This is a genomic window from Chloroflexota bacterium (genome assembly GCA_016197225.1).
Taxonomy (GTDB): Bacteria; Chloroflexota; Anaerolineae; order Anaerolineales; family VGOW01; genus VGOW01.
Genome location: JACPWC010000090.1, coordinates 1 through 26366 on the forward strand (window position 1 = coordinate 1; position 26366 = coordinate 26366).

Here is a 26366-nt window from a genome sequence, read left to right on the forward strand (position 1 = left end):
GATCACCGTCACTGACGAACCCGTTGAACGAGTGCCTTATCGCCCGGCACCGAATCATCCTTGGCGGCGTTCGCCGATTGGTCGCGCTCGCTTCCTACCTGCTAGTGTTGTTAGCCAACCAAAACTTTGACGGGCACTCCTTCTAACGCTTTGGAGCTAATTCTCCTCTGAAACCTGCTATAATTCCGTCCGGCATTTCTTTATTCATTCACAAGGAGGTCAGAAGCAATGCCTCTCTACGCTTATCAATGTGACAACTGCGGCATCCAGTTCGAACGGCTGCAAAAATTTTCCGACAAGCCCATCAAGCGTTGCCCGGAGTGCAACAAGAGCGCGGTTCGGCGCGTCATCCAACCATCGGGCATCGTCTTCAAAGGCTCCGGCTGGTACAAGACCGACAGCCGCTCTTCTTCCAGTGCTTCCGTGCCTGCGACTAGCAAGAAGCCGGAAGCCAAGACGGAGACAAAGGCTGAAACCAAGACCGAGAGCAAGCCGGCGAGCAGTTCTTCCGACGATTAAACAAACGAGCGGCCAACCAGGCCGCTCCTGCTTTAATTCAAAAGTAAAGCCCCGGTTCCGGGGCTTTTGTTTGCCGATTACAACTGGAAGCCGCCGCCGGCGCGAATGATTTTCTTCTCAAGATTGTCCACGTAAGTTTCGAGCTTGTCCTGTAAGGCCTGCCATTCTTCGGTGGAGAGCGCCTTTTCAATGACTTCCTTCGAGTCGGCCACCCCGGCAGTGAGAATTTGCGGCGAGTTGCCATAGACGGTGTACCAGGCTTCGATGGGCTGAATGCCAAGCCGGGTGATGCCCGGCACGAACTCGCGCACTACAAACTCAAAGTACTCCTGCTCCACGCCCGCTTTGATGTCCCAACTCATCAATAGTTTGACCATGTTAGCCCCGTTTGTAATCCAGCACGACGACGTGCGTCTCCTCGGGCAGGGTGTTCTTCTTCACCGATAGAGTCTCCTCGGCCTTCACTGTGCCCAGCCCCATCTCTTTGAGAAACTTGCTTAACGGTTCGAGCTTGAGGTTGGTCTCCGGCGTTTTGTAGTGCATGGGCACGACGATGGACGGCTCGATCAGGCTGATGACTTCCGCCGCCTGCGAGGCGTTGAGCCCGCCGCCGCCGCCCACCGGCACCAGCGCCACCGACACCGTGCCCAGGTCTTCGATCTGCGCCTGCGAGGGAACGTGATCCAGGTCGCCCAGGTGGGCGACGGTGATCCCGTCGAAGTCGAACAGGTAGAGTGTGTTCGGGGTTCCGTTTTCGCTTTTCTTCTTTTTGCCGTCAGCGGGCCGGTCGGTGGAGATGCCGGTAATGAATACGCCGCCAATTTCATACTCGCCGGGGCCGGTGATCGGGCGCGCGCCTTTGGCCAGTTCGGTGTTGTTGTGGCCCGGCGCATCGTGGCTCACGGTGACGATGTCAGCTTTGAGGCGGGGCGCATCGTAGCCGATGGTGCTGTTATAAGGGTCGGTGACGATGGTGGCCAGGCCACGCTCGGTCAGCCGGAAACAAGAATGCCCATACCAGGTAATTTCCATGCGAAAGTCTCCGAGGGCGATTATACTATAGCCCATGCACACAGTTGAAGTTGGCGGCGGCAACGTCACACAACAAGGCAATATCACCCGTTTCGCCATTCCGTCCACCACCCAGCGCGCTTACGCCGACTCACAGTGGGATGATTATTACGACTTGCCTCGGTCGCGCTTTCCGCATCGCGCCCCAGTAAGACTCTCACTCAGTGCTCGCTTCTCACACGAGGCCGATCGGCTTGGGGGCACAGCCGGCTTTGGCTTTTGGAACAACCCTTTCTCAATGTTGAGCCGAGGGTTGCCATCTTCGCCGAACGTGCTCTGGTTCTTTGCCGCCTCACCGCCGAACGATCAATACTTGTGCGACGGCGTGCCGGGGCAGGGCTGGAAGGCGGCCTCTTTAAACACTGGCGGCTGGCCCGGCCTCGTCGTCGCCCCAGGCGCGGCGGTCGCCATCCTCCTCGCCCGTCTGCCTGGCCTCGGTCGGCCCATTATGAAACTCGCCCGGCGGATGATCAGGACGAGCGAGCGATTGATTGAGGCCCGAATGACCGAGTGGCACGACTATGCGGTGGAGCGGCGGGCCGGGGAAGCCGCCTTTTGGGTGGATGGCATTGAAGTGCTCCGGGCCGCCGCGCCTCCCGCCGGGCCGCTGGGCTTTGTAGCCTGGGTTGATAACCAGTATGCCATTGCCTCAGAAGAGGGCCGCTTTGGCTTCGGGCTGATCGGCCACGACCAGGAACGGTGGATGGAGATTGAAGGCCTGACGATAACCAACAACGCCTGACGAGTAATGTCAGGCGTTGTTGTTAGTGGCGAAAATCCACTTGAGGGTTTACAGGGTTTGCTGTTTTCGGGCTGAAGTGACCACGTATGCGATCAGGCCAATCATCGCCAGGATCGAGATGATGAACAGAGGGATGATCCAGATCGGGCGACCGGCGCTCAAGCCCGATTCGACTTGCGGCTGGTCAGTGGCGGCGGCGACCTGGGTGGCGATTAGGTTGACACCGCCGCCGTTGAGGCGTGTGTCGCTGGCAACAATTTGTTGATCGTTGATGACGACCAGATTGCCGGCCAGCTTGGCCCGCAGGCGCGAAGTGAAGAGCGTTGAGCCGGCCAATTGCACAGCCTGATCGGTGTTGCCCAGCACGGCAATGATGGCCCGGCTGTTATTCCAGGGTGAAGCCAGCAATTGCACGTAGCCGACGCCTGTGTCCGGCGAAAGAGCAAAGACAATGGGCGAATTGGGTTCAACCGCCACCTCCTGCCCGGCTTCAAACGGCGCTGGCAGAGCGTTGCCCAGTTCGGCAATGACGGGCAACTGGCTTGGCCGCCCGACGATGATCAGATGACGATCCTGGCGAATATTCTCCGGCACATTATCACCGTACGCGACGAGTAACTCGGCCACCGTCAAGCCGGTTTCGTCGCCCAGGTCAAACGCAATTTGGGCCGCCGTATCCCAGCTGGCCGGATTGTTGGGCGGCAGAACAAACGCCATGTTGTTGAGCGACTTGCTAAAGATGTAAGGCTTGGGATATTCACCAAGATCAGAGATAGAAGCGTTGACATCTGTAGAGGGAGTCAGAGGCAGGTGAAGCAAGCTGTCGGCCCGGTAAGTCAGCCACAATCGGGTTCCGCGCGGGTCGCTACAAATGTTTTCCGGCGCCAGATCGGTGAGGAATGATAGCCGGTTGATTCCGGGTTGCATGAGCGAGCCTGGCAAATTGACTCGCAAATTGCCGTTGTTCGCCGTTTCATTGCTGAAGCGGGCGCTCCCCACCGGCTGTTTGTTCAACTCCACCGTCATGCCCGATGTCTGATAATTCAACAGCGTTGAGTGGTTGAACACCAGGTCAACGTAGGCTTGCCCTTCGATAACTTGCCCCGGCGGAACGTAAAACAAATACTCGGTCGAATTGTCGCCGATCCGCTTGATCAGCCGGTCATCATATCCCAGGCCGGCAAATGTCTGGTCAACCGGAACCGCTGGAATCCCCTCGGTCGGGCGGACGGCAGTCACTATGGAAATGCTTACGTCATCGCCAATTCGGATCACGCCGGTGCTGAGCGCCTGGGCCGCCTTGATCACGCCGGCTTCGGTGTGGCCCCCGGCCACCAACACCGCTTTGGCATTGTTCCACGGGGAGACGGCCATTTGAATCACGCCATCATTGGAGTCGGCGGCAATGGCTGCGAAGCGCGCCTCCTTGACAGGCGACGGCAGGGCAACTTCACCCAGCATCGGGAACGCGCTCGGCATTCCGACAAAAATCAGGTGATGCAAGGCTTGTAACTCAGGCGTCAGTTGACCCACCGGAATCAGCGTCATGCCCAGTTTGGTCTTGGTCATCTCGCCAAAGCCGGCGGCAACCGCCAAGGCGGCCCTCATTTCCTCAGCCGTCGGCTGGTCGGGGATAATGATCAGCGCCGTGTCTGGCACAAAGGCGTCCTGAAATATCGGGCGGGGCAAACGCCGAAGATCAGTAGACGGTGTGACCGACTCGTGCGGCAGGATCATAAGCGATGTGGGATGGATAACAATGCTCGCCTGTTGAGGATTCTCACAGGCGGCGCTGCCGTTAAAAGCGACCGTTAATTCATGTCGCCCATCGGGGCGCACCGGGTTCAACGCCTCTACCGGAATTGGGATGGTATCCGTTCTTTCGCCAAGTTGGTCCATTAAGATCGTCGCCAGCACATTGTCGTTCAAGGTGATTATCACTGAGCCGGCAAATTCTGTGGAAGGGCCGGGGGCAGGTGTGCCGGTTGCATTGCTGAAGAACGTGAGTGTGTCCAGGTGAAGCTCAGCGCCTTCGGTCAACGCCCAACTGGCCGGCGGGCTGAAAGAGAAAGTGATCTCGTCAAATGGCCCACGCAAGACACGCTCTCCCAGGCCCAACGTGCTGAAGCTGACAATCTCGCCCACGTCCTGAGCGGGCGCGACAATAGTGGTGGTTGAGGGTGACGAGTTGGGAGCCGTCGTGGGGGTAGCGGCCTGGGTGGCCGAACCAGCCGGGTTCGGAATATAAGTGACGGTGTAGGTTTGCGGCGTCTGGCCGATGGTGATGGCGTGGCTGCGTTCGCCGCCGTCCGACCAGGCATTGTAGATCAGCGCGCCATTCTGCTGGTTGGCAGGGGCGATGATCAGTTGCTGGGCGTTGACGATGGTCTCAATCGTAAAAGGCGTAACGCGGGAGACGCCTTCGTAAACCAGTTCCAGGCCGCTGGGTTGAGACTCAAAGGTGTAGGCCACCGTGTTCGGCAACAAGTCCACACAGCTCGAGGTGATCCGCTCGTCGCTGTCGGTGGCCGTGAGGCACACCTGCATGGCCGTGTTGTCGCCATGATTGGGCGCAACGATACTGCCTTTGGGGCCTGTCTGTGTAAGAAAATCGGGATGCAGATGATCATTGTGGCGCAGTGAAACCGACCACTGCAGATTGCCGCCTGCCAGCGCGCCGTCTTCGGCGTCCTGGGCCGTGCCGCTGAGTTGGATAGTGTCGCCAACGCTGTAGTGGTCGCCGTTTTTCGGCAATTCAATCGTAACCACCGGCGCTGAGCCTACGGCAACCGTAGGAGTAACTTGCGGCGTGGGTTGAACCTCTCCAAAACGGATGCGCCGCACTTCGCCATTCTTGCCTTCGTTGAGCACAACGAAATACAGGTCGGTGTCCGGGCCGCTGGCGATCTGCACCGGCGCGCCGTCGGGCGATGCGTCGGTCGCAAAGTCGTGAACCGTCGCTTTGCCGGCGGCGTCAAAGGTTAAATACTTGATGAGGTCGGCGTTATAATCGGCGAAGAAAAGCGCCCCTTTGTATTCGGCGGGGTAGGTGGCCCCACGATAAAAGTCGCCCATGATCATGGCGGCCTGCTCGTTGATATGGAAGAAAGCGTACAGAGGCGCTTCAACGGCGTTGAGGCCTTGATCGTATAGAGTGGCGCAGTCAGCCTCGGTGAGCGGGTCCGACTGATAAGCGGGCTGTCTGTTACTACGCTCATCGTTGCCCTCGTAGCAAGGCCAGCCGAAGTTTTTGCCGCGCCCGGTGTCTACCTCTTCCCACGAGTTCCAGCCCACATCGCCAATAAACGGCTCATTCGTTACAGGGTGAACAGCGAACCGGAACGGGTTACGCAGTCCGTATGCCCACACTTTGGAGCGATTGCTCGTCAGGTCGCCGTCGTAAAAAGGGTTGTCAGCGAGGCCGTTGCCAGTGATCGGGTCAATTCGTAGAACCTTGCCTCCCAGACTGTCCAGATTCTGTGAGCGCAAAGCGCGCGAATCAACCAGCGACGTTTCAGAGCTTTCGCCATTGCTGACAAACAACATGCCGTCATTGTCAAAGGCGACGGTGCCAATGCTGTGGGTGTGGCCGTCAGAGGCCAGGCAATCCTGGATCGGTTTGCCATTGTCATCGCACGAGGCTGGGCCGATGGTCTCGTTTTCGTTCAAGCCGTTTTGTAGCCCCTCGTCGCCGATGTTTTCGCGGGTGCTGTTTTTACCGAGCAGGACGACGGCGCTGTTGGGCAGGGCGGCGTTGAGGTTGTCGGGGTTAGCCGACACTCGGATGAGGCGACTGACCCGTTCTCCATTGCCATTTTTTTCAACGCCCGGCGGGTCGTAGGTGTAAAGAAGATACACGTAAGGCGTGTCGGGGAAGTCGGGATGAACAGCGATGCCAAGTAAACCGCGATCCCAGTAGTCGTTGACCTCAGCCGAAAGGTCAATAAAACTTCCGGGAACCAGCGCGCCGTTTTGAAAGACGCGCACGACCCCGCCTTTTTGGGCGATGTACATTCGGCCATCCGGCGCCCAGGCAATGGCGGTTGGCATATCCAGGCCGCCGACGACGACATCGGCGGCGAACCCGGGCGGGAAAGCCGCCTCGGCGGCAACCCTGGCCGGGGCAGACCACGCCAGCCCGGCAACGGCCACAACGAAGGAAAGCATACAGACTGTTTTGAGGGCCTGTCCATAATGTTGATGAAATATGTTTCGCATAATTTGTTCCAGAAGTCGTTTCAAAACTTGAGCGTTCCAGCGCAATCAGGGCGCAGTTTTTTCGAGCACCTGACGGCCAAAACCCAACTGCACATATTTTACGTGCGCTTCCAAATGCATTATGAGCGCATGAATGAAGATCACAACACCAATCATTTCAAACCCTTCTTCAAAGACGGTGAAGATCGAATAGATCAGGTCTTTGCGCTGGGAAAATTCCAAATAATATCCGGTGAGGATTTCAACGCCTAGTGCGCCCCCGACGAAAAAGCAACCGGCCACTATGAAGAGCAGGCGTGTCTGCGACGGCAAATCCACAACGAACTTGAAGTAAATAGCGGCCAGGATGATCAGCATAATGGTGGCCGGCAGAACCCAGGCAAAGTGCAGGAATTTGTAATCGGGCAAGATTCGGCCCAGGTCGTTCAACTTTTCATGAATGACGGAGGTTTCATCCAGCGACAGGTACAAGAAGATCAGCGATAGCAAGCCCCAGTGAAAAGTGTAGCGATTATTTTCGGCCTTCATCGCCAGGGCGATGATTGCCAGCAGGGCCGAAGCCGCCAACAGTATGGTTGAAGAAAACCAGGCCGAGATGTTCCTTTCGCCGTCAACATTAAAAATCAAGAGCCGCCCGCCCATAAGCAGGCCGACAATCGTGGCGGCAATCAGCCCGGCTGTTAGCAAAGCCAAAACCAGGGTGACTTTCCAGGGGGAAATATAAATAGTAGGTTTCATTGCGCTTGACCTCGTTACCGATTCGAAATGAGATGGGCCGCCTCAATAACGGGCGACAGGCGATCCACCACTCGATCCCAAGTGTACTCCGATTCCAGTTTGTGGCGAGCGGCGCGGCCCCACTGCCCGCGCAACGAGGCGTCGCCAAGCAAACGGGTCATTGCTGAGGCCAGCGCCCCCGGATCCTCAGGCGGCACAATCAGGCCTGTCTGGCCGTCTTTGATAATCTCCTGCATAGCCTGCCCAATGACGCCGATACATGGCAGACCATAGGCCATCGCCTCCAGCAAAACATCGCCCCATGTTTCCAACCGTGACGGCAAAACAAACAAGTCGGCGCGGCGGTACAAGGCGGCAATTGCCTCGCGATCCCAGGTAGGGCGAATGATCTCAACGCCTTCCAGCGGCAGGCCGGGCGGGATGTCATCGCCAGTGAGGAGCCGCAACTGCGCCTGAGGTATGGCCGCCCTGACTTGAGAGAAAGCCGTCAATAACAGGTCGCCGCCTTTGCGATAGAACTCTTTGCCGATGAATAGCGCCGTCGGCGCTTCGCTTGTCGCCGGTTCGTTAATGGACGGCAGTTCGGCAAAGTTGACGCCGCCGCCAATGGCCGTTACCCGCTCTGGCGGGATGCCGTAATCGTTCAAAACCGAATCGCGCACCAGTTGACCGCGAGTGCAAATGTGCGCCGCCCGCTCAAACGCCTGCCGTTCCAATTCGATCCAGGCCGCTCGTTCAGCCGGGGTAAATGGTGAACGGCCGGCGTCGGGCCGTTGGGCCGATAATTGCGCAGTGTAATCGGTGTAGATCACGCTCGGCAATGGGACATTATTCCAGCGCGCATCGAATAATACCCCGACTTGAAGCGCCAGGTCGGCCTTGCCGCGCAACGACTCAAGGTGGCTGGCCGCCAGCCGGGAGCGGAGGCGAAACCCGGCCGGGTGTTTATACGAGCGTTGCCGCCACACTCGCCGGTTGGGGTGGATGGATAGCAGAATGTTAATCAGCCGCCGGGGGCCGCGCAAGGTGGCGTCGTACACGCCGGCCAGCGGAAAACGCCGCCTGACGGCCTCAAATAAGTAGCCGTATTTTGTGCGGGCGCTTGGCTCGCGCTCAATATCTCCCACCAGCGCGCCGACGATTCTGGGTTTTCGCTCAATCATCAAATTCGCTCGGGTCGTTTGTCAAACAGAGTTCAATACCCGGCTCGCCGGTTGAGTAGCGGCCAGCTGGTTGTATAAGTTGCGCAAGCGCCCGGCAACAGCTGGCAGGGCATAATCACCCAGCACTTGCTCACGCCCTCGGCGGCCCATTTCGGTTCGCCGGGCTTCATCGGCCAGCAGAGTCAGCAGGGCTTCTTGCAAAGCAGGCGGCGAGTCGGGAGGCACAAGCAAACCGTTTTCGCCGGGTGTGATCAAGTCGGTTGTGCCGCCTACCGACGTGGCAACTACTGGCAGGCCGGTCGCCATTGCCTCCAGCATGGCATTCGACAGGCCTTCGGTTGACGAAGGCAAGACAAACAAATCGGCGGCCTTGAGGTAGGGGGCAACATCATCCACCTGGCCGACAAACTGCACGCCCTCGCCGGCGGCGCGTTTGAGAGCCAACTCCTGCTCTCCCGTTCCAATTATAAGCAACGTGGCCCCAGCGTGAGCGGCGCGGGCGGCGGGCCAGAGAGCCAGCAGTTGATCGACTCGCTTTTCTGCCGCCAGCCGGCCGGCGAAGACGACGATGGGCGCGCCGGGTAAACCTAACTTGGATCGCAACGCCTGCTTGTCTGCCGGGGCGAAATGGCCGATGTCAACGCCATTGGGAAGGAACACCCGCCGTTCGGGGGGGACGCCGGCGGCGGCCAGTTCGGCGTCTATCTCCTGGCTGATGACAACAAAAGCGTCCACTTGTTTCCTAAAGAGGGCCATTCGTCCCTCGCCCGACGATTTTTGTTGGAGGCGAATGACATCGCCCAGCGCGCCGCCGCGCAAGACTTTGACGACGACGGGCGCGCCGAGCAGTCGTTTAGCTGTCACGGCGGTGGTAGCCGGCGAGAACAGAGAGTAGGCGTGAATAACATGAGGGCGCAAGCGCCATAACAAAGGGAGAGCCGCCAACGTGAACACTGCTGAAGCAACTGCTTTTGGGCCAGGGATGGGCAGGCGGTGAACGGGCACCCCGCCAATCATCTCAAAGGCGGCCAAACCGGGGTAGCGCCGGGTGAGGATATGAACGTCCACGCCCCGCGCTTGCAGGAGCGGCGCAACCGCCGCCAATTGTCGCTCGGCGCCGCCCACCAGCGGGTGGTAACCCTGGATGATCATGGCGACACGCAGAGCTTGGTTCGTGTTCATTGCGTTTTCTTGAAAACACAAAAAACTCCGTGATTGGCGAATGGAGTCGTCAATATATCGATAACTTTACGCGCCCTCTTTGCCAAAATAGTTTTGCTATCCAAAACCCTTTGAAGAGGCGGCCAGGCAGTCTCTTCTCTTAACCCAACAATGCCATTACGAGGTTTTAGTTCTATAAAGCGAAAACCGTGGTTTTGAAAGTGCCTGATGACTCGCTGAGGATCGAGAGCAAATTGATAGAAGTGTTTCCTCAGCTCATCATTTTCTTTGTAAGCAGGATATTTCCTCAGTCTTGCCTTTTGTTTTCTGAGCCAGGACATGGCGGGCACCGTGAGGAAAAGGTAGCCTCCATTCTTGATAACCCGGCTCATCTCACGTTGTATAGGCTCAAACCCGTCGTAGAAATGTTCGATGACGCCGAGGGACCAGTATCCATCAAAATAGGCGTCTGGAAAGTCAAGGTTTCTGACATCACCCAGGGTGACTTTAAGTTCGGGTGCGTAACGGTTGATTTTTTCTACTGTTTCACTAGCGTAATCGACGCCATAAGCTTCAAACCCACACTTCTGCAGAACATAGACCTTGTCGCCTCTGCCACATCCGCCTTCAAGTATTCTGGAGCCAGGCGGCAGATATTTTTGAGTGTTATCGACGAAGAACCGGTTCTTTTTAATGGCGACTTTGATAAGCCGTTCGAAATCCTCCGCCTGCCAGCGAGAATCCCAGAAGTTTTCATTAGCTTCTTGGCCGACATATACTAGACGACAATTCGTTTCGTCGTAGTATTTGATCATCATTGCATATGCCCTCTCAACCAACCCGTTTTGCCTTGCACTTATGGAACCTCTTCCTGGGCTTGGGCACGCACGTGCGTCTTTGATTTTGGGGTGTTGCTCGTTGAGATATATACGCTTGTATAGAGCGCTAGCAATTGATCCATCCAGGCATTCAAACTATGTTTTTGGGCCACATAAGTTTGGGCCGCTTGGCCCAGCGACCTCATTTGTGCCGGGTTGGCCAGGAGGGCGCAGATGGTTGCGGCGAGCGTAGCCGGTTCGCGCGGCGGCACGATGAGGCCTGCGCCGTCAACGACCACATGAGGCACGTCGCCGACCCGGGTCGCGATCACAGGCCGGCCGGCGGCCATCGCTTCCAGCACCGACACCGGCAAGCCTTCCCAATGAGACGAACTGATATAGAGATCGCTAGCTGCCAACAGGCGCGGCACGTCGTCGCGTGCGCCCAGCAAGACGATGTGGTTTTCTAAATTGAGTATTTTGATCTGGGCAACAAGGTCAGCGCGCAATGCACCCTCACCGGCAATGAGCAGCGCAGATTCAGGATACTGCTCGCGCACGATTGAGAAGGCGGTGATGAGGTCGGGGTAGCCCTTCGGAAGAGAAAGGCGGCCCACTGAGATCAGTAGTGGATAGGATAGCCGACCTACTAGCTCGGAACGCAAGGCTTCACGTTCGATTGGCGGCAAAGGGGGAATAGGGATGACAGAATTAGGGATAACATCAATTCGTTTGCCATGGAGCCGCTGGCGATGGGTGTCGGCCACGGTGTAACCGACAGCCATCACTCGTTTTGCGCCGTAACGTAACATCCAGGTTTCAAGCTGGCGCCGCATCGGATTGTGGTAGCTGGTGTCGTATCCCGCTGTTCTAAGTGAGGCGATGACAGAAATTCCGGCAATACGTCCAGCCAGTGTGCCAATAATGTTGGCGTACGTCAAATGGGTGTGGATAACGTCAAAGCGTTCCTGGCGCAGAAAGTGGGAGAGGCGCGAAAGATGAACCAGATTTAGCAACCCCTTCGACGGAAAAGGGACCACCCGCACACCTAACCGCTTCAGGTCTTCAGGCAGAGACGAGTTGGCAGTTTGGCGCAAAGGAATGACGGTTAGTTCGACCTCGCGGCCCTGGATAGCCTGCGCCAGGGTCAGTTGCATTTTCTGCGCTCCGCCCCAGTTGAGCGAGTCAATGATTTGTGCGACACGCATGGCTAGGCCCGGGTCAATGCCGTCCGTAAAGTTCGTCCGGCATTGAGCATAACGTCGCGTTGCAACCACCAAAGGCCAGCCCCATAAGTTATCGCTCCAACAATTACACAAATAGTCAGTTGGGCCCAAGTGGGTGCTAGGGTGGTCAGGGTCAAAGTGATTCTGACCGCAACTGCCATCAGCCCGCCAGCCAGAGCGGCAGGGGCGATAGTGGCAACTACAGAGCGCCAAGAGATGTGCAGCAAACGGGCGGCTACAATAAGATTGATCATACCGCCAATGAAGGCGACAATAATATGTGTCCAGCCGACGGCAACAAGCGTCCCGATTTTGGCGACAGCCCACCACATAGCTGGAGCTAAGATGGTGATGCGGATCAACGCCAACTTGGTTAATACCTCCGGGCGTCCTTGAGCTTTGTAGACGCTGCCGGCATTGTAGGCAAAGACTGCCAGGAACAAGGCGTAGATGGAAATGGTTCTGATGACATCGGCGGCTTCAAGCCACTTTCGGGTGAAAATGGTTAATACCACAGGCCGTGCCACCAGCGCCAGCCCTAAACCAATAGGTATGGTAATCAGGGCAACATAGCGCATGGTCGTCAAGAAGGCTCGGCTGAGTGCGCCCGGCTCGTCACGCATTTTAGAGTAGACAGGGAAAACAACTGTGCTGATCGTGTTACAGAATTGCAGAATAAACAACTCCGGGATCCGGAAGCCAAGAGTATAGACGCCCAGCGCCGCCGCGCCCATATACCGCCCGACTAACAAGTAATCAATGTTCAAGAGAGCGATGGCTAGCATATCGACAGAAACTATCTTGAGTCCATAGTTGAGCAAAGAGCGGGTCAGGTCACGAGCGATCCTGAACGAAGGGCGCCAGGGAAATATCAGCCAATAGGCAATGACGGCGATGGCGGTGCCGCTCAGTTGCCCATAGATCAGGCTCCAGGGGCCAAAGCCTAGCAGGGCAAATACAATCGAAGCCACGCCTTTAGTAAGGGCCTGGACAAAACTGGGAATAAAGTTGCGGCCAAAGGCAAGTTGTTTCCGGAGAAGAGATTCGTGAATGTCACTCAGGGCGCTGATCGGGAAAGTCAGCGCTAGAATTTGGGTGACCGGAATGGCGCGCGGGTCATTGAAGAACACGCCAACCAGCGGGCCGAATAAAAAGGTAAGCCCAAATAGAATGGAACTGATTAATAGACCCAGCCAGAAAGCAGTATCGGCAGCCCGAGGGTCGTCACGGTGATAGATCAGAGCCGGCCCAATGCCCAGATCACTCAATCCTTCCAGAAAACCGATGACGGTTACGGCGTAACCCACTACGCCGAATTCCTCTTTCGTCAATAATCGAGCCAGGATGATGGTGCTAACAAAGACCATCAGTTTGCCGCTGTAAAAGGCCGCGTACCGCCAGAACGCGCCGTGGATGGTCGCGCGCGCGAAGTTTGTCTTTTGAGGGGCTGTCATTTCTTTTCTTTAGGGCAGTGCGGTCCGGCTCAGGTGGGTATCCTGAGCCTCGCGGTAAGCCTGTACCTCATTTTCGGCAACTCGCGACAAGGCCAGCGCAATACCGGTAAGCATCCAGAAGAAATTGGAATAAGCACTGTTTTTGAATAAGCCGGCAAATAGATAGCCGAGCATGGCAATCGTAAACGCTATTGTCATTGAGGCGTAGTCGTTCATGCCGGCAATGGTGAAGTTTTCCTTGGCGCGCTGTAAACCGTAAAACATCACTCCCAGAATGGTTAAAAAGACTCCCAAACCCACCAGGCCTTCTTCGGCCAGGATTTCGAGATAAAGGCTTGAAGGGGCACGGGCTTCACGGCGCGGGTCTACGCCAAGCAGGCTTGAATATTCCAAATACTTCTCAGGGTAGTTGTCCAATCCGACGCCGAGGATCGGTTGATCCATGAACATCAACCAGGCCACAGCATTTTCGCTGGTGCGGCCACGAAATGAATTATCGTTGGTGGGGTTGCTTTCAGAACTGGGCAGGAAGTTGGTCAGGGTTGAAATGCGATCAGTATAGTTGGCGGGCAGGAATTGAAACAAGGGGATGGCAATGGCGACGGTGATCAAGAGAACCGAAAGGCGCGGCGGGCGGCGAATCAACATGAGGCCGAGGACAAGGATCAGCGTTAGGAAGCCGCCGCGTGAGAAGGTAAAGAAGACGGAGAGGGTGCAAACCGCCAGCGCCCAGGCTGCAAATAAGCGGAATGGGCGGGTTTTTTCATTCCAGAGCCGATCAAGGGCCAGAGGAATAAGCACATTCAGGATTTGCGCATAAGCGTTAGGGTTGCCGAATGGCCCGGCAATGCGATAGTCATTTGCGCCACCGGCGATGAAATTAATGCCGGCCTGGGCAAAGCCGCCATAGTTGTTGGAGAATGTGCCGGTCAGTTGTTGATAGACGGTGATAGAGCCCATAAATATTCCGGCGGCCAACAAGGCCCAGATGACGCGCCGCAAAGTGACGGCCTGTTGAAGAAGGATGACGATGATGACGGCGGCTAAAGCGTCTCTAAAGAAAAAATAGAGTGTTTTCTGGGCGCGCTCAAAGTTGTCGGCGTAAAGCAGGGAGAGGTATCCGACGAGGCCATACAAGGCCAGGAGGGCGGTTGGGCGGAGCCAACCTGTCGGCTTTTCTTTGTAAAAAAACCAGCGCACGAAGATGGCGCTTAGTAACAGCAAGACGAAAGGCAGAAAGATGGACGGGGCGTTATGATAACGGGTAGCGACGTCGGAGAATCGCGTGTAAACGATAAATGCCAGGGCTACCAGGCCACGTTCGGGCCGAGTGATGGTGGCAAACATGGCAAATAAGCCCAGCACGATGGCTAGAAGCCGGATGTTATCGGGAGTGCTGAGCACGATGGCGACTACTGCGCCACCGCCGACAACAGCCAGGATGCCGAATGCGATGTTGAACCAGGGTTTTGTTGGAGAGGGTGTGTTGCCAGGAGGCGTGGCGGCGTCTTTCAAGCTCGACGCTTTGAGTAGAGCCAGGGTATTTTGACCGGGGCGATATGTCTCCTCATCGTGCATTGCCATAACGCGTCCGTATTAGCTTTTCTCTGTAACAAAGATGGTAAGAGCACTGGTCTCGTGAGCCTTTGCGAGGGCGCTTTCAGTTCGCTCAATAAGCATCTTGGAGGCTTCGCGGCCCAGGGACGTGGCGACGCCGGTATGAGGGTCCAGCTCAAAGTCAATCTGTTCGATCTCAAGCTTTTCAGACAGGGCTTGTCGAATGCGCACTAGCGTGCGGTCGGCGGCGGCGGCGGGGGTGGCAGGCAGGAGGACGGCGAAGCTAATCTCATCCCAACGCCCTACAATGTCGTTGCCGCGTAGCTCGCTTCGCAAAATTTTGGTGACTTCGTGTAATAAGCGTCTTACGGCCACAGTCGGCAGGGTGTCAATCAGGTCGCGCAAACCATCGAGCCGAACGAGGCCAAGCGACAAACTGCTGTTTTGGTTGTGCGCCAGTTCCCTTTCCAGCAGCGTATTCTGAAAATAGGGGCGAAGGTAAGCGGAGGACAAGTTGTCCACTTGTGTTCGCCGCCGCAGGGCATCCAGCGGGATTTTCAATTGCTCAGAGATAATGGCTAGGGCCGACCCCAACACAAGGCCCAGGGCCAGAGCCAGGCTGACATCCCGCGCCGGATTGGGCTGGAATGGCCGGTGAGGCGTAGTGGCGTAATCAAGAAAATCAATGTTGTAAACCGGGTAGAGGCCTTTGACGTAATCAATCGCTCGTTGCCCGACACTGTTGGCAAGCAGAGCCGCTTGCTCTGGGTTGGGGCCTTCAACCGCCAACTCAAGGATGTTGGCGTCGGGCATGACCACTGCAGTAAGGTTATAGTCATTCAACTCGCCAGGCTCTATTTGCAGGGCGGTCGCTGTGTCCTGATAGATCGAATCGCTACTGAGCACCTCAGAATAGGTCGCGACAATGGATCGCTTATCGAGGGCTTCGAGGCTGTTGACAATGTCGCTTCCTCGAGTGGTCAGAGTTAGATTGGGGCTAACCACGAAGCGGGCGCTGGCTCGGTACAGAGGCGTTGACAGAAACGAGGTAATGAGGGCAATGTTTAGCGCCGAAAGAGCGGTTAGGGCAATAATCCACCAGCCGCGCTGAAGTTGACGCAAGTACAATCTTAATTCCATTTGACAAATCTCCCGCCGAGCGGAGTAAGTTCGCCTATCATAAACTAATCTGCCGCATATTGCTACTCTGGATCAGGAGCCGGGGTCTTGGAAAGTCTGTAAATGACGAGGAGACAACCAATTGCGCTAAAGACCATCACCAAAGGCATGGCGACGACAATATACCGCATCCGGCTGACGACGGGCACGTAGACCAGGGTGGTGGCCGCCACTGTGATCAGGAGCGGCCATCCACGCCTCAACCCTTGTCGCAAGCCAAAGGCGGCGGCCACTAGTAATAGCCCTTGTTGAACAAAGATAGCATAATCCAAACCATTTAGCTCATAGCCGTAGGCATCTTTCACCTGCCAGTTGAACCACAACGGCCCCAGGCGATAAATGGATAACAATAGATAGCGCACTGGCTGGGCAGAAATGATGCGGTTGGCTTCTGCCTGATATACGGCATCCATCTGAGCCTCGTCTTCATTGCCCTTCAAATCCGTCCGGCGGGCCAGCAGAGCCTTGAGAGCCTGCCTGGCTTCCACATTACTGACATAACGCAGGTAGTCATCCGTCGCCACAATATGGTTGTGGCGATAGAGATTGTAGCCGATGAGCGTTGAGCCGATGATGGGGCGGCCAAAGACGAGGTAATTTCGAATCATCCACGGCGTCAGAAGTAAAGCGAAGGTTGTCGTGAACGTTACAATAGGCCGTAGGCTTTTGACGGGGAATTGCTTGAGGGCGCGAGGACGCCCAAGAAGTTCCCAGGGCACAAGGCCCAGCGCCAGAGCCAGGGCAATGGCCGAAACCGCCGACCGTGAAAGGGCGCTCAGGCCCAGGCAGGCTCCGGCCATCAGCCAATAGCCGTTCTTGTCTTCTCTTCGACCGCGCAGGTAGAAAAAAATCCCCCAGGTCAGGCTGAGCGTTGCTACAAGATCGCCGGAAACTTGTGATATGAGTTTGACTGCCGGAAGATAAAGCATCCAGAAAGCCGCGGCCAGAAGCCCGACCCGATTGTCAGCCAATTCACGGCCCAGGAAGAAAATTCCTAGCAGTGTGCCCAGGCTCAGTACGAGTTCGACCAACGATGCCGCTAAAAACGATCCATTGGTGAGCAGATAGATTCCCGTAAAGAGCAACACTGGGGCCGGTTCACGCTGGGCAGAAACCTGGTTTGTGGCGTTGCAAAAAGGGAAATAATCCGGCCAGCATCCGGCAAACCCTTTGCCGTTGGCAACATTTTCGACAAGCGGCCACCAGTGGTCGGTTTCACCTGAAGTGATTGAAGGCGGTTCGAGCCAAATACGCGAGATGTTGAGAACAAGCGCCGCCAGAATAATAAGCGCCAGGATTAGCCATGAGCGCGAATCGATCCGGGCAAAAATATTTTGCCAGACGCCAGAAACATTTCGGGCCTTAGGATCGGCCAGGTTGCCTGAGGCAATTCGAGAGTCTCTAATCGCTGGCATATTCGCCTTGCTCCAATAACGCCGCAGCTTCAAGGGTTGAACGTGGCGTAGCCCAAATATCGCGGCGTTCCCCTTTCAATACTCTAACGATGGCAATCAAGGCGGCGGCGTTCACCATATCAAAGAAAAAAGGCAGGCGCAACAACTTGGGCGGGTGCGCTCCTAATTTATATAGCCAGAAGCCAATGGCCGCCAGGCCATGCAATAGAAACTGGCCGATGGCGGCGAGTTGATATATCCAGCCCAATTGCCAGAGCGCGGGCGCGGCAAAGAATAAAATAATCAGCGGCAAGATCATGACCCGGCGGAGCACTTTGTGTGAGAGCAATTGCAAAGAGAAGAACCCGTACTCAAATGGATTGAGCAAGCGGCGGGATAACCAGACCCCGCGCAAGCCTCTGGCAATGATTCGGACTTTGCGATTGAACTCAGCCTGGGGCGACTCTGCGACCGGGCCAAAGGCGCGAGCGCGCAATTCAAGAATCATCCGCTGGTGAGCCGCCACCACCTGGGCGGCGGTGTAGAAATCGTCGGTTACCCCGGAAGGGAGCGGGGTGTACAAAGGGCGGCGAATGGCGTAAAGCGCTCCTGACACAGAGGTCACACTTCCGGCCCGGCTCTGCAATTCTTTCAGGATGCGGTCATAGTTCCAATAGGTGCGTTCGCCTACGGCTTCCACGCCGTTGTTGGCATGACGATAGTCGCCGCCCACGCCGCCCACTTCGGGGTCGGCGAAGGGAGCCACCAGATGGCGCAAGGCATCCGAGGCCAACATGCTGTCGGCGTCGCTGAAGACGAGAATATCACCCCTGGCTGAGGCGACAGCGGCATTGACGGTATGGTTTTTGCCTTGACGGGGCAGAGCCAGGAGCCGGACTTCGGGCGCCTTGACCTGCAAAACCAAATCGTTCGTGCCGTCGTCGGAACCGTCGGAGGCGACAATGATTTCCAATTGTTGGCGTGGGTAATCAAGCCTGAGAAGATTGTTTAGTTTTTTAGTGATGACTTCCGCCTCGTTGTAGGCGGCAATAATAATGCTGACACTTGGCTTATCGTCGCCACGTTTGACCCGCCGCGGCGCGATTAGCCCGCGCAAGGCAACCAGCGCGGGGAAACCGATGTATGTATACAAAATCAGGCCGAAGGCTCCCCAAAAGAGCCACCAGATGATGGTAGTGATCATTGCTGTATGTTCCCTAAATTTTGGCTGGTGAACCGGGCAAGGGGGGTGCTATAGACTGAGAGGCCTGGCTGTGCTTGAACTGAGCAAGCAGTTTAGCGGCGTTGTTATTCAAATCAAACTCGCGCAAGACCTTTCGTCGCCCTTCAGCGCCAAGCTGTTCACCCAGCTTAGGCTCGTAGTATAACCGAAACAAGGCTTCTGCAAGCGCTTCCACATCGCGTTCAGGTACTAATATGCCAGTCCGATTATTTTCCACCAATTCAGGAATTCCGGAGATGGATGTGGCGATGGCTGGCAGTTCTGAAGCCAGGGCTTCCATCAGGGCAACAGGAATGCCTTCTTTGCGGCCGCTGGCGGTTGTTACGCTGGGCAAAACCATGACATCCGCTTGAGACATCAAGGCGCTGACTCGATCTCGCGGCTGTTGCCCAAGCAGAGAGACTTGCCGGGCGAGGCCAAGCCTGGCAATTTGCTGTTCAAGCCGGGGCCGGTTGCCGCCTTCGCCGATCAGCAGGCATTGAAATGGGATGCCTCGGGCGTTAAGTTTGGCGCAGGCCTGAATAAGAAAGGTGTGTCCCTTTTTCTCCTCCAGCCGCGCAACGCAGATAATGGTGAAAGGCGTAGCTTGTTGCTTGGCGGGCCGGGCCTGGAAGACGGAAGAGTCAACCCCGCAGTGAATGACGACGATTTTCTTTTCGGCGCTCGCGCCGTAAAGCTCGGCCAGAAATTGCCGGTTATATTCAGAGATGGTGACGACGAAACTGGCCCGCCGAATCTTTTCAGCCAACATGGGGCGTTCAACATAGATGTCGTCGGCGTGGGCAGTGAAGCTATAGGGTAGACCGGTGAGGCGGTGGACGACATAAGCGGCCAATGTTGGGTGGGTGGCCCAGTGAGCGTGAACGTGCCGAACTCCCAGGGCCTGCATCTGGCGCGCAAATAAGGCGGCCTGAGGGACAACGGCGAGCGAGCGTATCAGGAATTTGGGGGAGAAGAGGCTGCCGAGGACGGCACGCCACCAACAGGAAATGTAAGCCAGCGGCTTTCGACTGAGCCAGTAAAGTTGTGCGGTTAGAGTTGCGCTGGAAATGAAACGACCATAATGCGCCCGCTTGACAAGCGCCTCTGCGCCGGGATGGACAACTTTCTCTTGCTGACGCAGGAGTGAAAAAACTTCGACGGCTAACCCGGTTTGCTCAAGGGCCAGAATCTCGTAGAGTATGAAAGTTTCGGCGATGGTGGGAAAGCGCGAGACGATGTAAGCGACTTTGCTCAAACCAGCCGCAAGGTCCGGGCCGATTTCCGGCTCCACTAACGCGCCCCTCGTTGCTCCAGCACAGCAGTTATGGTGCGGATCAGAATCTGGGTGTCGAGCCATAAGCACCGGCGCTCGATGTAGGCGATGTCCAGACGCAGGCGATAGTCAAACTCGGTGGTGCCGCGCCCGACAATTTGCCATAACCCGGTCAGGCCGGGTTGCACGTCCAGCCGTTCGGTGTGCCAGAGGTCATAAGTCTTTGCCGAAAAAGAGGTGGGGCGCGGGCCAACCAGGCTCATGTCGCCTGTCAGGATGTTGAGCAACTGAGGCAATTCGTCCAGGCTGGTCTTTCGCAAAAATCGGCCTACCCGGGTGATGCGGGGATCATTTGTGATTTTGAAATCGGGCCACTGCAATTCGTTGAGGTGACTGAGTTCTTTTTTAAGTTCTTCGGCGTTGACAACCATGGTGCGGAATTTGTACATGCCAAAGATTCGGCCATTTTTGCCGGTCCGTTGTTGCTTGAATAGAACCGGATCGCGCGGCGACTCCAACTTGATTAATAAGGCGCACAGGCCGAGCACAGGCAGGACGATAGGCAAAGACATGAGCACGATAACCAGGTCCATGATTCGTTTGGTAACAAGGTAGCCGTGCTTGCCAAGCAAAGATTGGCCGGGTTTGATCTTCTCCAGCCATTCGTATTGATCGGAACCGAGGTGTTGCTTTGTGCTTAAAGATATCATCGCTGATTAACCTCGTTGGGAGTGTAAACAGGTAGTTTTGATAAAGCGTTGTCCGAAGATTGCAAACTGGTTTCTGCCTGATGCACCAGTTCTTCAAAAGTCAGGGCCTCATCGGGAAAGGAGGCCACCCCGCAGGAGACGATGACACCCAGTTGTTCGGCGGCGGCAGCTTTAATCCGTTGCGCCAGGATGTCTGAGTTTGAAGCGCTGGTATCGGGGCTGATGATAATGAAACGGCCTCGTTCGTGTTGGTCTAAGACCATGTCCGTCCGGCGAAGTTGTTTGCTAATAACACGGGCCAGGCTCGTAATAACATAACGGGCTATCATCGCTTGTTGCACTTCCTGAACAGTGCGGTGCAAAATGGCTCTGATTGATTTAGCGTCCGGTTCGACGAGCATGATTGTAAGAGGGTAGTGATGGCGGCGGCTACGGATAAGTTCAAGCTGGATGTTTTCGCTGGCGTCCTCGAGCTTTTGCACGCGGCGGCTGACATCGGCAAAGGTGATGTTCTTGACGGCTTCCTCGAAGTCATGCAAGTCTCGCGCAACATTGTGTGTCAGGACAATTAGCAGAGAAAGGGCGGCCAGTTCGGTAATAGTCAGATAGGTGTCAATCCCGCCCAGCAAGGGCCGGTCATTGAAAAAGGTTACTCGGCAGATTATGTAGACACCAAGCCATAAGCTGAGCGGCGCAGACACATGTAAACGCCACAGGGTTGGAATAAAGATAATTGAAACGAGCGCCAAGAGACCCAGAACGTAAACGAAGGACTGGATATCAATGATGCTTTGCCGCCCAAAGTCTAACCGTTCAATGTTGTAGAAGACGGCCAGATGAATGAGCAGGGCTAAAAGAGACCAGCGTAGATGTTTCATACAATTAACAAAAATACCTGAAAAACAAGCTATGTAACATAACTGTTAATGAGTAATTAAACTTACAAAATGTCAAAAATGGGTAAAGATATAAGTGGTGCTTGCCTAATTACAAGACTTGGAAGAGACAGCCAGGCTCATGACAGACAATATGCACAAGCCAACACTTGAGTGACCAGTACACAGCGGCGGAAATCTTCCGCTGTTTTGAGGAGCGTTGTATGCCTGAATGCTGCCCTGTACCTGTAGTAGAGCGGTGTCGTGCCTGGGGGTGCTTGCTCAACAAACGCGGGAACCAGCGACGGATTTCTACCGACGTGTGCTATGGTACTATGTTATTACTCTAAGTCGCTTCTCGAAAATAAAAGTTACGGCTGCTAAAAAGCTTAACCGTCGGCTAGCTGTAACATGGCCGCTAAGAGCCTTACGCCGAACCCTGTGGCGCCGGCCGGGCCATAGGGCCTGACAATTTGACCTTTGGCGGCAAAGGCTACCGGGGCGATGTCAATGTGTGCCCAGGGGTAGCCCTCGGCAAAGTCTTTCAGGAAGGCGGCAGACACCCCGGTTCCAGCGTATCGGTCGCCAGCGCTATTTTTGATGTCGGCCACATCCGAATTCATCCACTCGCGATAGTCGGGGTAGAGCGGTAATTGCCAGACACGCTCGCCGCTGGCCTGGCTGGCGGCCATAATTTTCTGGGTAAGCTGGTCGTGGACGCTGAACACTGCCGCCGCGCCGCCGCGCCCGAGGGCGATCATAGCCGCTCCGGTCAGGGTGGCCAGGTCAATGACGGCTTCCGGGTTGTAGCGTTTGGCGTAGGCCAGGGCGTCGGCCAGCAGGAGGCGGCCTTCGGCGTCGGGGTTGGTGATTTCTATAGTTTTGCCGTTGAGGGCGGTCAGCACGTCGCTTGGGCGGTAGGAGCCGCCACTCACCATGTTTTCGGCGGTTGGTATCAACCCGATGACTGGCTTGGGCAGGTTGAGCATGGCGGCGGCCCGGACTGCGCCCATGACAGCCGCCGCGCCGCCCATGTCGGACTTCATTTCCGGCATGTCGGCGGCGGTTTTGAGGGAGTAGCCGCCGGTGTCGAAGGTGACGCCCTTGCCTACCAGCACCACCGGCGCTTGCTCGCTGGTGGCGGTTGCGCCGGGCCAATATTCCAGAATGATGAACTTGGGCGGCTCGTCCGAACCCTGAGCCACGCCCAGCAGTGCGCCCATGCCCAACTCGCGCATTTCGGGCATGTCGAGAATTTTGCATTTGAGGCCGAAGGCGGCGGCGATTTGCTCGGCTTTGGCCGCCATGTAGGCCGGGGTGCAGATGTTGGGCGGTTGGTTGACAAGGTCGCGGGCGAAGTTGGCGCATTCGCCGACGGCCTGCCCCTCATTTGCGCCGGTTTGCATGGCCGGGATTTTGGCCTCATCCATTTCGATGAGGGTGACATTGGCCAGAGTTTTGCTCTCGCCTTTGGATTTGTATTCGTTGAATTGGTAAGCGCCAAGCTCAGTACCCTCAGCTACGGCCCGGGCCGCGGCTTGCGCCTCCAGCCCGCCCGCGCCCGCGCCGTGGACGACGGAGGCCAGGGAGCGGCAACCAAGCCCCACGGCCCGGGTGGCGGCGGCCCCGGCGGCCTGCCGCGCTCGATCCAAAGAGAATTCGTCCGAACGGCCCAGTCCCACCAGAATGACTCGCGTGGATAAAATCTCGCCGTGAGGGTAGAGCACCGCTGTCTCGCCCAGCTTGCCTTTGAAGTCTCCGCTGGCGATGAGGGCGCGAATGGCGCCGTTGAGCTTGGCGTCCAGGGCGCGGGTGGCCCCGCCGGGGCTTTGCAAACCTTCAAAGTGATTGACGACAAGAGCCGCCGCCGATTGTTCGGTGATGTCGCCGCGAGTGACGGTGATGTTCATGATCGTTCTCCTAAAAGGTTGAGAGCTTTGCGTTGTTTGGCGATTAACCTGATTGCTTTGTTGACCAGCGCCCGGTTTGACTCCTGCTGATACCAGGTGCTGGCGCCCGACGGGTGGGGCAGGGGAATGATGAGGCGCTCACCCTGCTTGAGTTGCGTGCCGATGATTTTCTCCAATGGCAGTTGATTATCAAAGAACAACCCAATTGCCAGTCGCCCGATGGGGATGATGAGTTTGGGATTGATAAGGGCGATTTCCTGATCGAGCCAGGGGCGACAAAGAGTTTGCTCTTCTCTGGTCGGGACGCGGTCTCCGTGAGATTGGCGTTTGCCATTTCCGTCCAGACTCTTGCCGGGGTAACACTTGGTGATCGAAGTCATGTATTGCGTGGCCCGGAACGTCTCTTCGTCGAACCCGGCCCGGCCCAGCCACTCGAACAGCCGCTTGCCGCTTCCGGCGTTGAACGGGCGCTTGACCACGGCCTCAGTCGGGCCGGGTGCTTGTCCAATCGTCATCACTTTGGCCGAGTGAGCGCCGCGCACCACCGCGCCCGGCGCAATCCAGTATCCCGCCTCTTGGCATTTGAGGCAAGCCCGAATTTGTGTGTGCAGGGCCTGTAATTTTGCCTCGCGAGAAGTCATGTTGCGGAGCTTATTTGCGCCATGTTACATCGGGCAAATGTGAGAATCGTTTCTTCATCACCTCAATCGCCTGCCTGTTGTTGTCAATCAAAATGAACTTGCGCCCTAATTGATAAGCCGCTTCGCCGGTCGTGCCGCTTCCGGCAAAGAAGTCCAGCACTGTGTCGCCCGGTTTGGATGAGGCCTGAATGATGCGCTTGAGAATGCCGAGCGGCTTTTGTGTCGGGTAGCCGGTCTTCTCTTTGCCGGTCGGGCTAACGATGGTGTGCCACCAAACGTCGGTGGGCGTCTTGCCACGCGCCGCCTTCTCCGGCCCGACGAGGCCGGGGGCCATGTAGGGAATTCGTTCGAGTTCGCTGTAATTGAAAATATAGTTGGCCGGGTCTTTCGCGTAAAGCAGAATGTTATCGTGCTTGGGCGGCCACTTCTTCTTCGTCCGCGCGCCGTAATCGTAGGCCCAGATGATCTCGTTCAAAAAGCAGTTGCGCCCAAAAATCTCGTCGAGCAGAAGTTTGCAGTAGTGAACTTCGCGGTAGTCAATATGAAAGTAGAGCGAGCCGTTGGCGGCGAGAATGCGTTTCGCTTCAACCAGGCGAGGCTGAAGAAAATCAAGGAAAGCGGGGAAAGCGTCGGAGAAGGAATGTTGGCCGAGTTGGATAGTCTTGTAACGCTGGCCTTTGAATCCGGTGCGGTCGCCGTTTTCGTCCCGAACCGTTTTCAACTGCGACCGGGATTGCCTCTTGCCGGTGTTGAAAGGCGGGTCAATGTAGATCAGTTGGGCGGACTCGGAGGGGAGAGATCGGAGAATTGGGAGATTGTCGCCGAAGCAAATTCGGTTCATGGTTTGAACAACGGACACTTCGCTCGAATTTAGCGGATCATCCGTTCAATTCGCTTAATCCGATGTCTTTAATTTGCCGAGTCGCTCCGCCGCGCGCTCCAGCGTGTCCATTGTTTTGCAGAAGGCGAAGCGGGCGTAGCCTTTGCCCAGCGGTTTGTGGTCGTCGGAGTAAAACACTGAGGGCGGAATGACGGCTACCCCGACCTCGGTGGTGAGATGGCGGCAAAAGGCCACATCGTCGTCAAAACCCAATGGCCCAATTCCGGCCATGATGAAATACGTTCCAGCAGGAACCGACACTTCCAATCCGGCGTCGCGCAAAACATTCGCTAGAAAATCACGCTTGCGCTGGTAGTCGGCGGCGAGCGAGGTGAAGTATTCGTCGTCGAGGGTGAGGGCCAGGGCCGCGGCATGCTGAAAGGGTGTGGCGGTGGCGAAGGTGATGAACTGGTGAGCGCGGCGGATGCCGAGAGTCAGGTCGGGCGGGGCGATGGCCCAGCCAACTTTCCAGCCGGTGAAGCTGAAGGTCTTGCCCTGACTGCTGATCGTCACCGTGCGCTCGGCCATGCCCGGCAGGGTCGCCAGCCGGATGTGTTGGGCGTCGTCGAACACCAGATGCTCGTACACTTCGTCGGTGACGGCAATGACGTTCCACTGTTGGCAAAGCGCGGCGATGAGTTCAAGTTCGGCGCGGGTGAAGACTTTGCCGGTGGGGTTGTGGGGCGTGTTGACGATGATGGCCCGGGTGCGGTTGTTGAAGAGGGAGGCCAATTCGTCAGGATCGAAATTCCAGTCCGGTGGACTCAAAGGCAGGAAACGCGGCACGCCGCCGGCCATCAGCACGTCCGGCGCGTAAACGTCGTAGAACGGCTCGAAGAGGATGACTTCGTCGCCGGGGTTGAGGAGGCCCAGGCAAGCGGCGAAGAGCGTTTCAGTTGCGCCGCTGGTGACGGTGACTTCGGTCTCCGGGTTGACGGCCTGGTTGTAAAAGCGGCGGGCGTGGTCGGCGATGGCCCGGCGCAGGTCGGGCTGGCCGGTGGTGAGAGCATATTGATTCTTGCCAGATTGGATGGCGGCGATGGCGGCGGTCTTCACTTCGTTTGGCCCGTCGAAGTCAGGGAAGCCTTGCGAGAGGTTGATGGCGTTGTGTCGGGCGGCCAACGCCGTCATCTCGGCGAAAATTGTGGTGCCGAAGGTGGAGACGCGGGAGGCAGTGGAGAAGGGCATGAGGAATGACGGACGACAAATGACGAAGGACTAATGGCAAATAGAGGGCCAGTCTAATTTGTCATTTTACATTTGTCATTTGTCATTTCACAATTTTGTTCCAGGCCTTCATCAACAACATCGCGTCTTCTTCCATCTTCGGGCTTTCGCAGAGGATGCGGCCCGAACATTTGTGGTCGGCCAGGGCTTTGAAAAGGGCTTTGTACTTCAAGTCGGCGTCGGCGAAGGGCAGATGTTTCTTTTCGCCTTTGGGGCCGTACTCGATGCCGGAAAGATGGATGTGCATGTTCTTGAGTGCCGACGCGCCCAGCTTCTTCTTCAGCTTCTTGAGCAGAGCGTCCCACTCGGCGTAAGAATTCACCGAGCCGTCGCCGTGGCGGGCATGAAGGTGGGCAAAGTCAATGCACGGTTGCACGCCTTCGAC

The 26366-nt window shown here is 56.5% G+C and carries 23 protein-coding genes; 2 read left to right on the forward strand and 21 right to left on the reverse strand.

Annotation, left to right across the window (positions count from 1 at the left end):
* Positions 1 to 228: 228 nt before the first annotated feature.
* Positions 229 to 519, forward strand: a complete 291-nt coding sequence (locus tag HYZ49_15680; GenBank protein MBI3243725.1) for a zinc ribbon domain-containing protein — start codon at positions 229 to 231, stop codon at positions 517 to 519.
* A 77-nt stretch (positions 520 to 596) separates the two neighbouring features.
* Here HYZ49_15680 and HYZ49_15685 read toward each other — a convergent pair whose 3' ends face one another.
* Both HYZ49_15685 and HYZ49_15690 read right to left on the reverse strand, forming a co-directional pair.
* Positions 597 to 896, reverse strand: a complete 300-nt coding sequence (locus HYZ49_15685) for a hypothetical protein (protein ID MBI3243726.1) — start codon at positions 894 to 896, stop codon at positions 597 to 599.
* 1 nt (position 897) lies between these two features.
* Positions 898 to 1551 (reverse strand): MBL fold metallo-hydrolase, encoded by a 654-nt coding sequence (locus tag HYZ49_15690; GenBank protein MBI3243727.1) that lies wholly within the window; start codon positions 1549 to 1551, stop codon positions 898 to 900.
* Between the two features lie 34 nt (positions 1552 to 1585).
* Between HYZ49_15690 and HYZ49_15695 the strand changes: the two genes are divergently transcribed.
* Positions 1586 to 2332: a hypothetical protein gene (locus tag HYZ49_15695; GenBank protein ID MBI3243728.1), complete on the forward strand. Its 747-nt coding sequence runs from the start codon at positions 1586 to 1588 to the stop codon at positions 2330 to 2332.
* 48 nt (positions 2333 to 2380) lie between these two features.
* Here the strand turns inward: HYZ49_15695 and HYZ49_15700 are convergent, their stop codons facing one another.
* From HYZ49_15700 to HYZ49_15790, 19 genes are all read right to left on the reverse strand, one after another.
* Positions 2381 to 6499, reverse strand: a complete 4119-nt coding sequence (locus HYZ49_15700; GenBank protein MBI3243729.1) for a cellulose biosynthesis cyclic di-GMP-binding regulatory protein BcsB — start codon at positions 6497 to 6499, stop codon at positions 2381 to 2383.
* Between the two features lie 96 nt (positions 6500 to 6595).
* Positions 6596 to 7288: a hypothetical protein gene (locus HYZ49_15705; GenBank protein MBI3243730.1), complete on the reverse strand. Its 693-nt coding sequence runs from the start codon at positions 7286 to 7288 to the stop codon at positions 6596 to 6598.
* Between the two features lie 14 nt (positions 7289 to 7302).
* Complete coding sequence (locus HYZ49_15710) at positions 7303 to 8451, reverse strand: glycosyltransferase family 4 protein (protein MBI3243731.1); 1149 nt, start codon at positions 8449 to 8451, stop codon at positions 7303 to 7305.
* Positions 8452 to 8472: 21 nt separating this feature from the next.
* A complete protein-coding gene (locus HYZ49_15715; GenBank protein MBI3243732.1) occupies positions 8473 to 9633 on the reverse strand; it encodes a glycosyltransferase family 4 protein in 1161 nt (386 codons plus the stop codon).
* Positions 9630 to 10430 (reverse strand): class I SAM-dependent methyltransferase, encoded by an 801-nt coding sequence (locus HYZ49_15720; GenBank protein MBI3243733.1) that lies wholly within the window; start codon positions 10428 to 10430, stop codon positions 9630 to 9632. The genes HYZ49_15715 and HYZ49_15720 overlap by 4 nt, the downstream gene beginning before the upstream one ends.
* Before the next feature lie 38 nt (positions 10431 to 10468).
* Positions 10469 to 11587: a glycosyltransferase gene (locus HYZ49_15725; protein ID MBI3243734.1), complete on the reverse strand. Its 1119-nt coding sequence runs from the start codon at positions 11585 to 11587 to the stop codon at positions 10469 to 10471.
* Between the two features lie 53 nt (positions 11588 to 11640).
* Positions 11641 to 13110, reverse strand: a complete 1470-nt coding sequence (locus HYZ49_15730) for a lipopolysaccharide biosynthesis protein (protein ID MBI3243735.1) — start codon at positions 13108 to 13110, stop codon at positions 11641 to 11643.
* 9 nt (positions 13111 to 13119) lie between these two features.
* Positions 13120 to 14694, reverse strand: a complete 1575-nt coding sequence (locus HYZ49_15735; GenBank protein MBI3243736.1) for an O-antigen ligase family protein — start codon at positions 14692 to 14694, stop codon at positions 13120 to 13122.
* 12 nt (positions 14695 to 14706) lie between these two features.
* A complete protein-coding gene (locus HYZ49_15740; protein MBI3243737.1) occupies positions 14707 to 15807 on the reverse strand; it encodes a diguanylate cyclase in 1101 nt (366 codons plus the stop codon).
* 62 nt (positions 15808 to 15869) lie between these two features.
* Positions 15870 to 17261, reverse strand: a complete 1392-nt coding sequence (locus tag HYZ49_15745; protein MBI3243738.1) for a glycosyltransferase family 39 protein — start codon at positions 17259 to 17261, stop codon at positions 15870 to 15872.
* Positions 17248 to 18444 (reverse strand): glycosyltransferase family 2 protein, encoded by a 1197-nt coding sequence (locus tag HYZ49_15750; GenBank protein ID MBI3243739.1) that lies wholly within the window; start codon positions 18442 to 18444, stop codon positions 17248 to 17250. The genes HYZ49_15745 and HYZ49_15750 overlap by 14 nt, the downstream gene beginning before the upstream one ends.
* Positions 18445 to 18457: 13 nt before the next feature.
* Positions 18458 to 19720 (reverse strand): glycosyltransferase, encoded by a 1263-nt coding sequence (locus HYZ49_15755; protein MBI3243740.1) that lies wholly within the window; start codon positions 19718 to 19720, stop codon positions 18458 to 18460.
* 35 nt (positions 19721 to 19755) lie between these two features.
* Positions 19756 to 20448, reverse strand: coding sequence for a sugar transferase (locus HYZ49_15760; protein ID MBI3243741.1), 693 nt, complete (start codon positions 20446 to 20448; stop codon positions 19756 to 19758).
* Entirely contained in the window at positions 20445 to 21326 is an 882-nt protein-coding gene (locus HYZ49_15765; protein MBI3243742.1) for a diguanylate cyclase, read from the reverse strand. The genes HYZ49_15760 and HYZ49_15765 overlap by 4 nt, the downstream gene beginning before the upstream one ends.
* Positions 21327 to 21712: 386 nt before the next feature.
* Positions 21713 to 23233 carry a leucyl aminopeptidase gene (locus tag HYZ49_15770; GenBank protein MBI3243743.1) on the reverse strand — a complete coding sequence of 507 codons (1521 nt, stop codon included), beginning with the start codon at positions 23231 to 23233 and terminating at the stop codon, positions 21713 to 21715.
* Entirely contained in the window at positions 23230 to 23874 is a 645-nt protein-coding gene (locus tag HYZ49_15775) for a uracil-DNA glycosylase family protein (protein MBI3243744.1), read from the reverse strand. Before HYZ49_15775 ends, HYZ49_15770 begins: the two co-directional genes overlap by 4 nt.
* Positions 23875 to 23884: 10 nt before the next feature.
* Complete coding sequence (locus tag HYZ49_15780) at positions 23885 to 24715, reverse strand: site-specific DNA-methyltransferase (GenBank protein MBI3243745.1); 831 nt, start codon at positions 24713 to 24715, stop codon at positions 23885 to 23887.
* Between the two features lie 54 nt (positions 24716 to 24769).
* Positions 24770 to 25942 (reverse strand): aminotransferase class I/II-fold pyridoxal phosphate-dependent enzyme, encoded by a 1173-nt coding sequence (locus HYZ49_15785; GenBank protein MBI3243746.1) that lies wholly within the window; start codon positions 25940 to 25942, stop codon positions 24770 to 24772.
* Between the two features lie 82 nt (positions 25943 to 26024).
* On the reverse strand, positions 26025 to 26366 hold a 342-nt coding region (locus HYZ49_15790; GenBank protein ID MBI3243747.1), incomplete at its 5' end, for a hypothetical protein.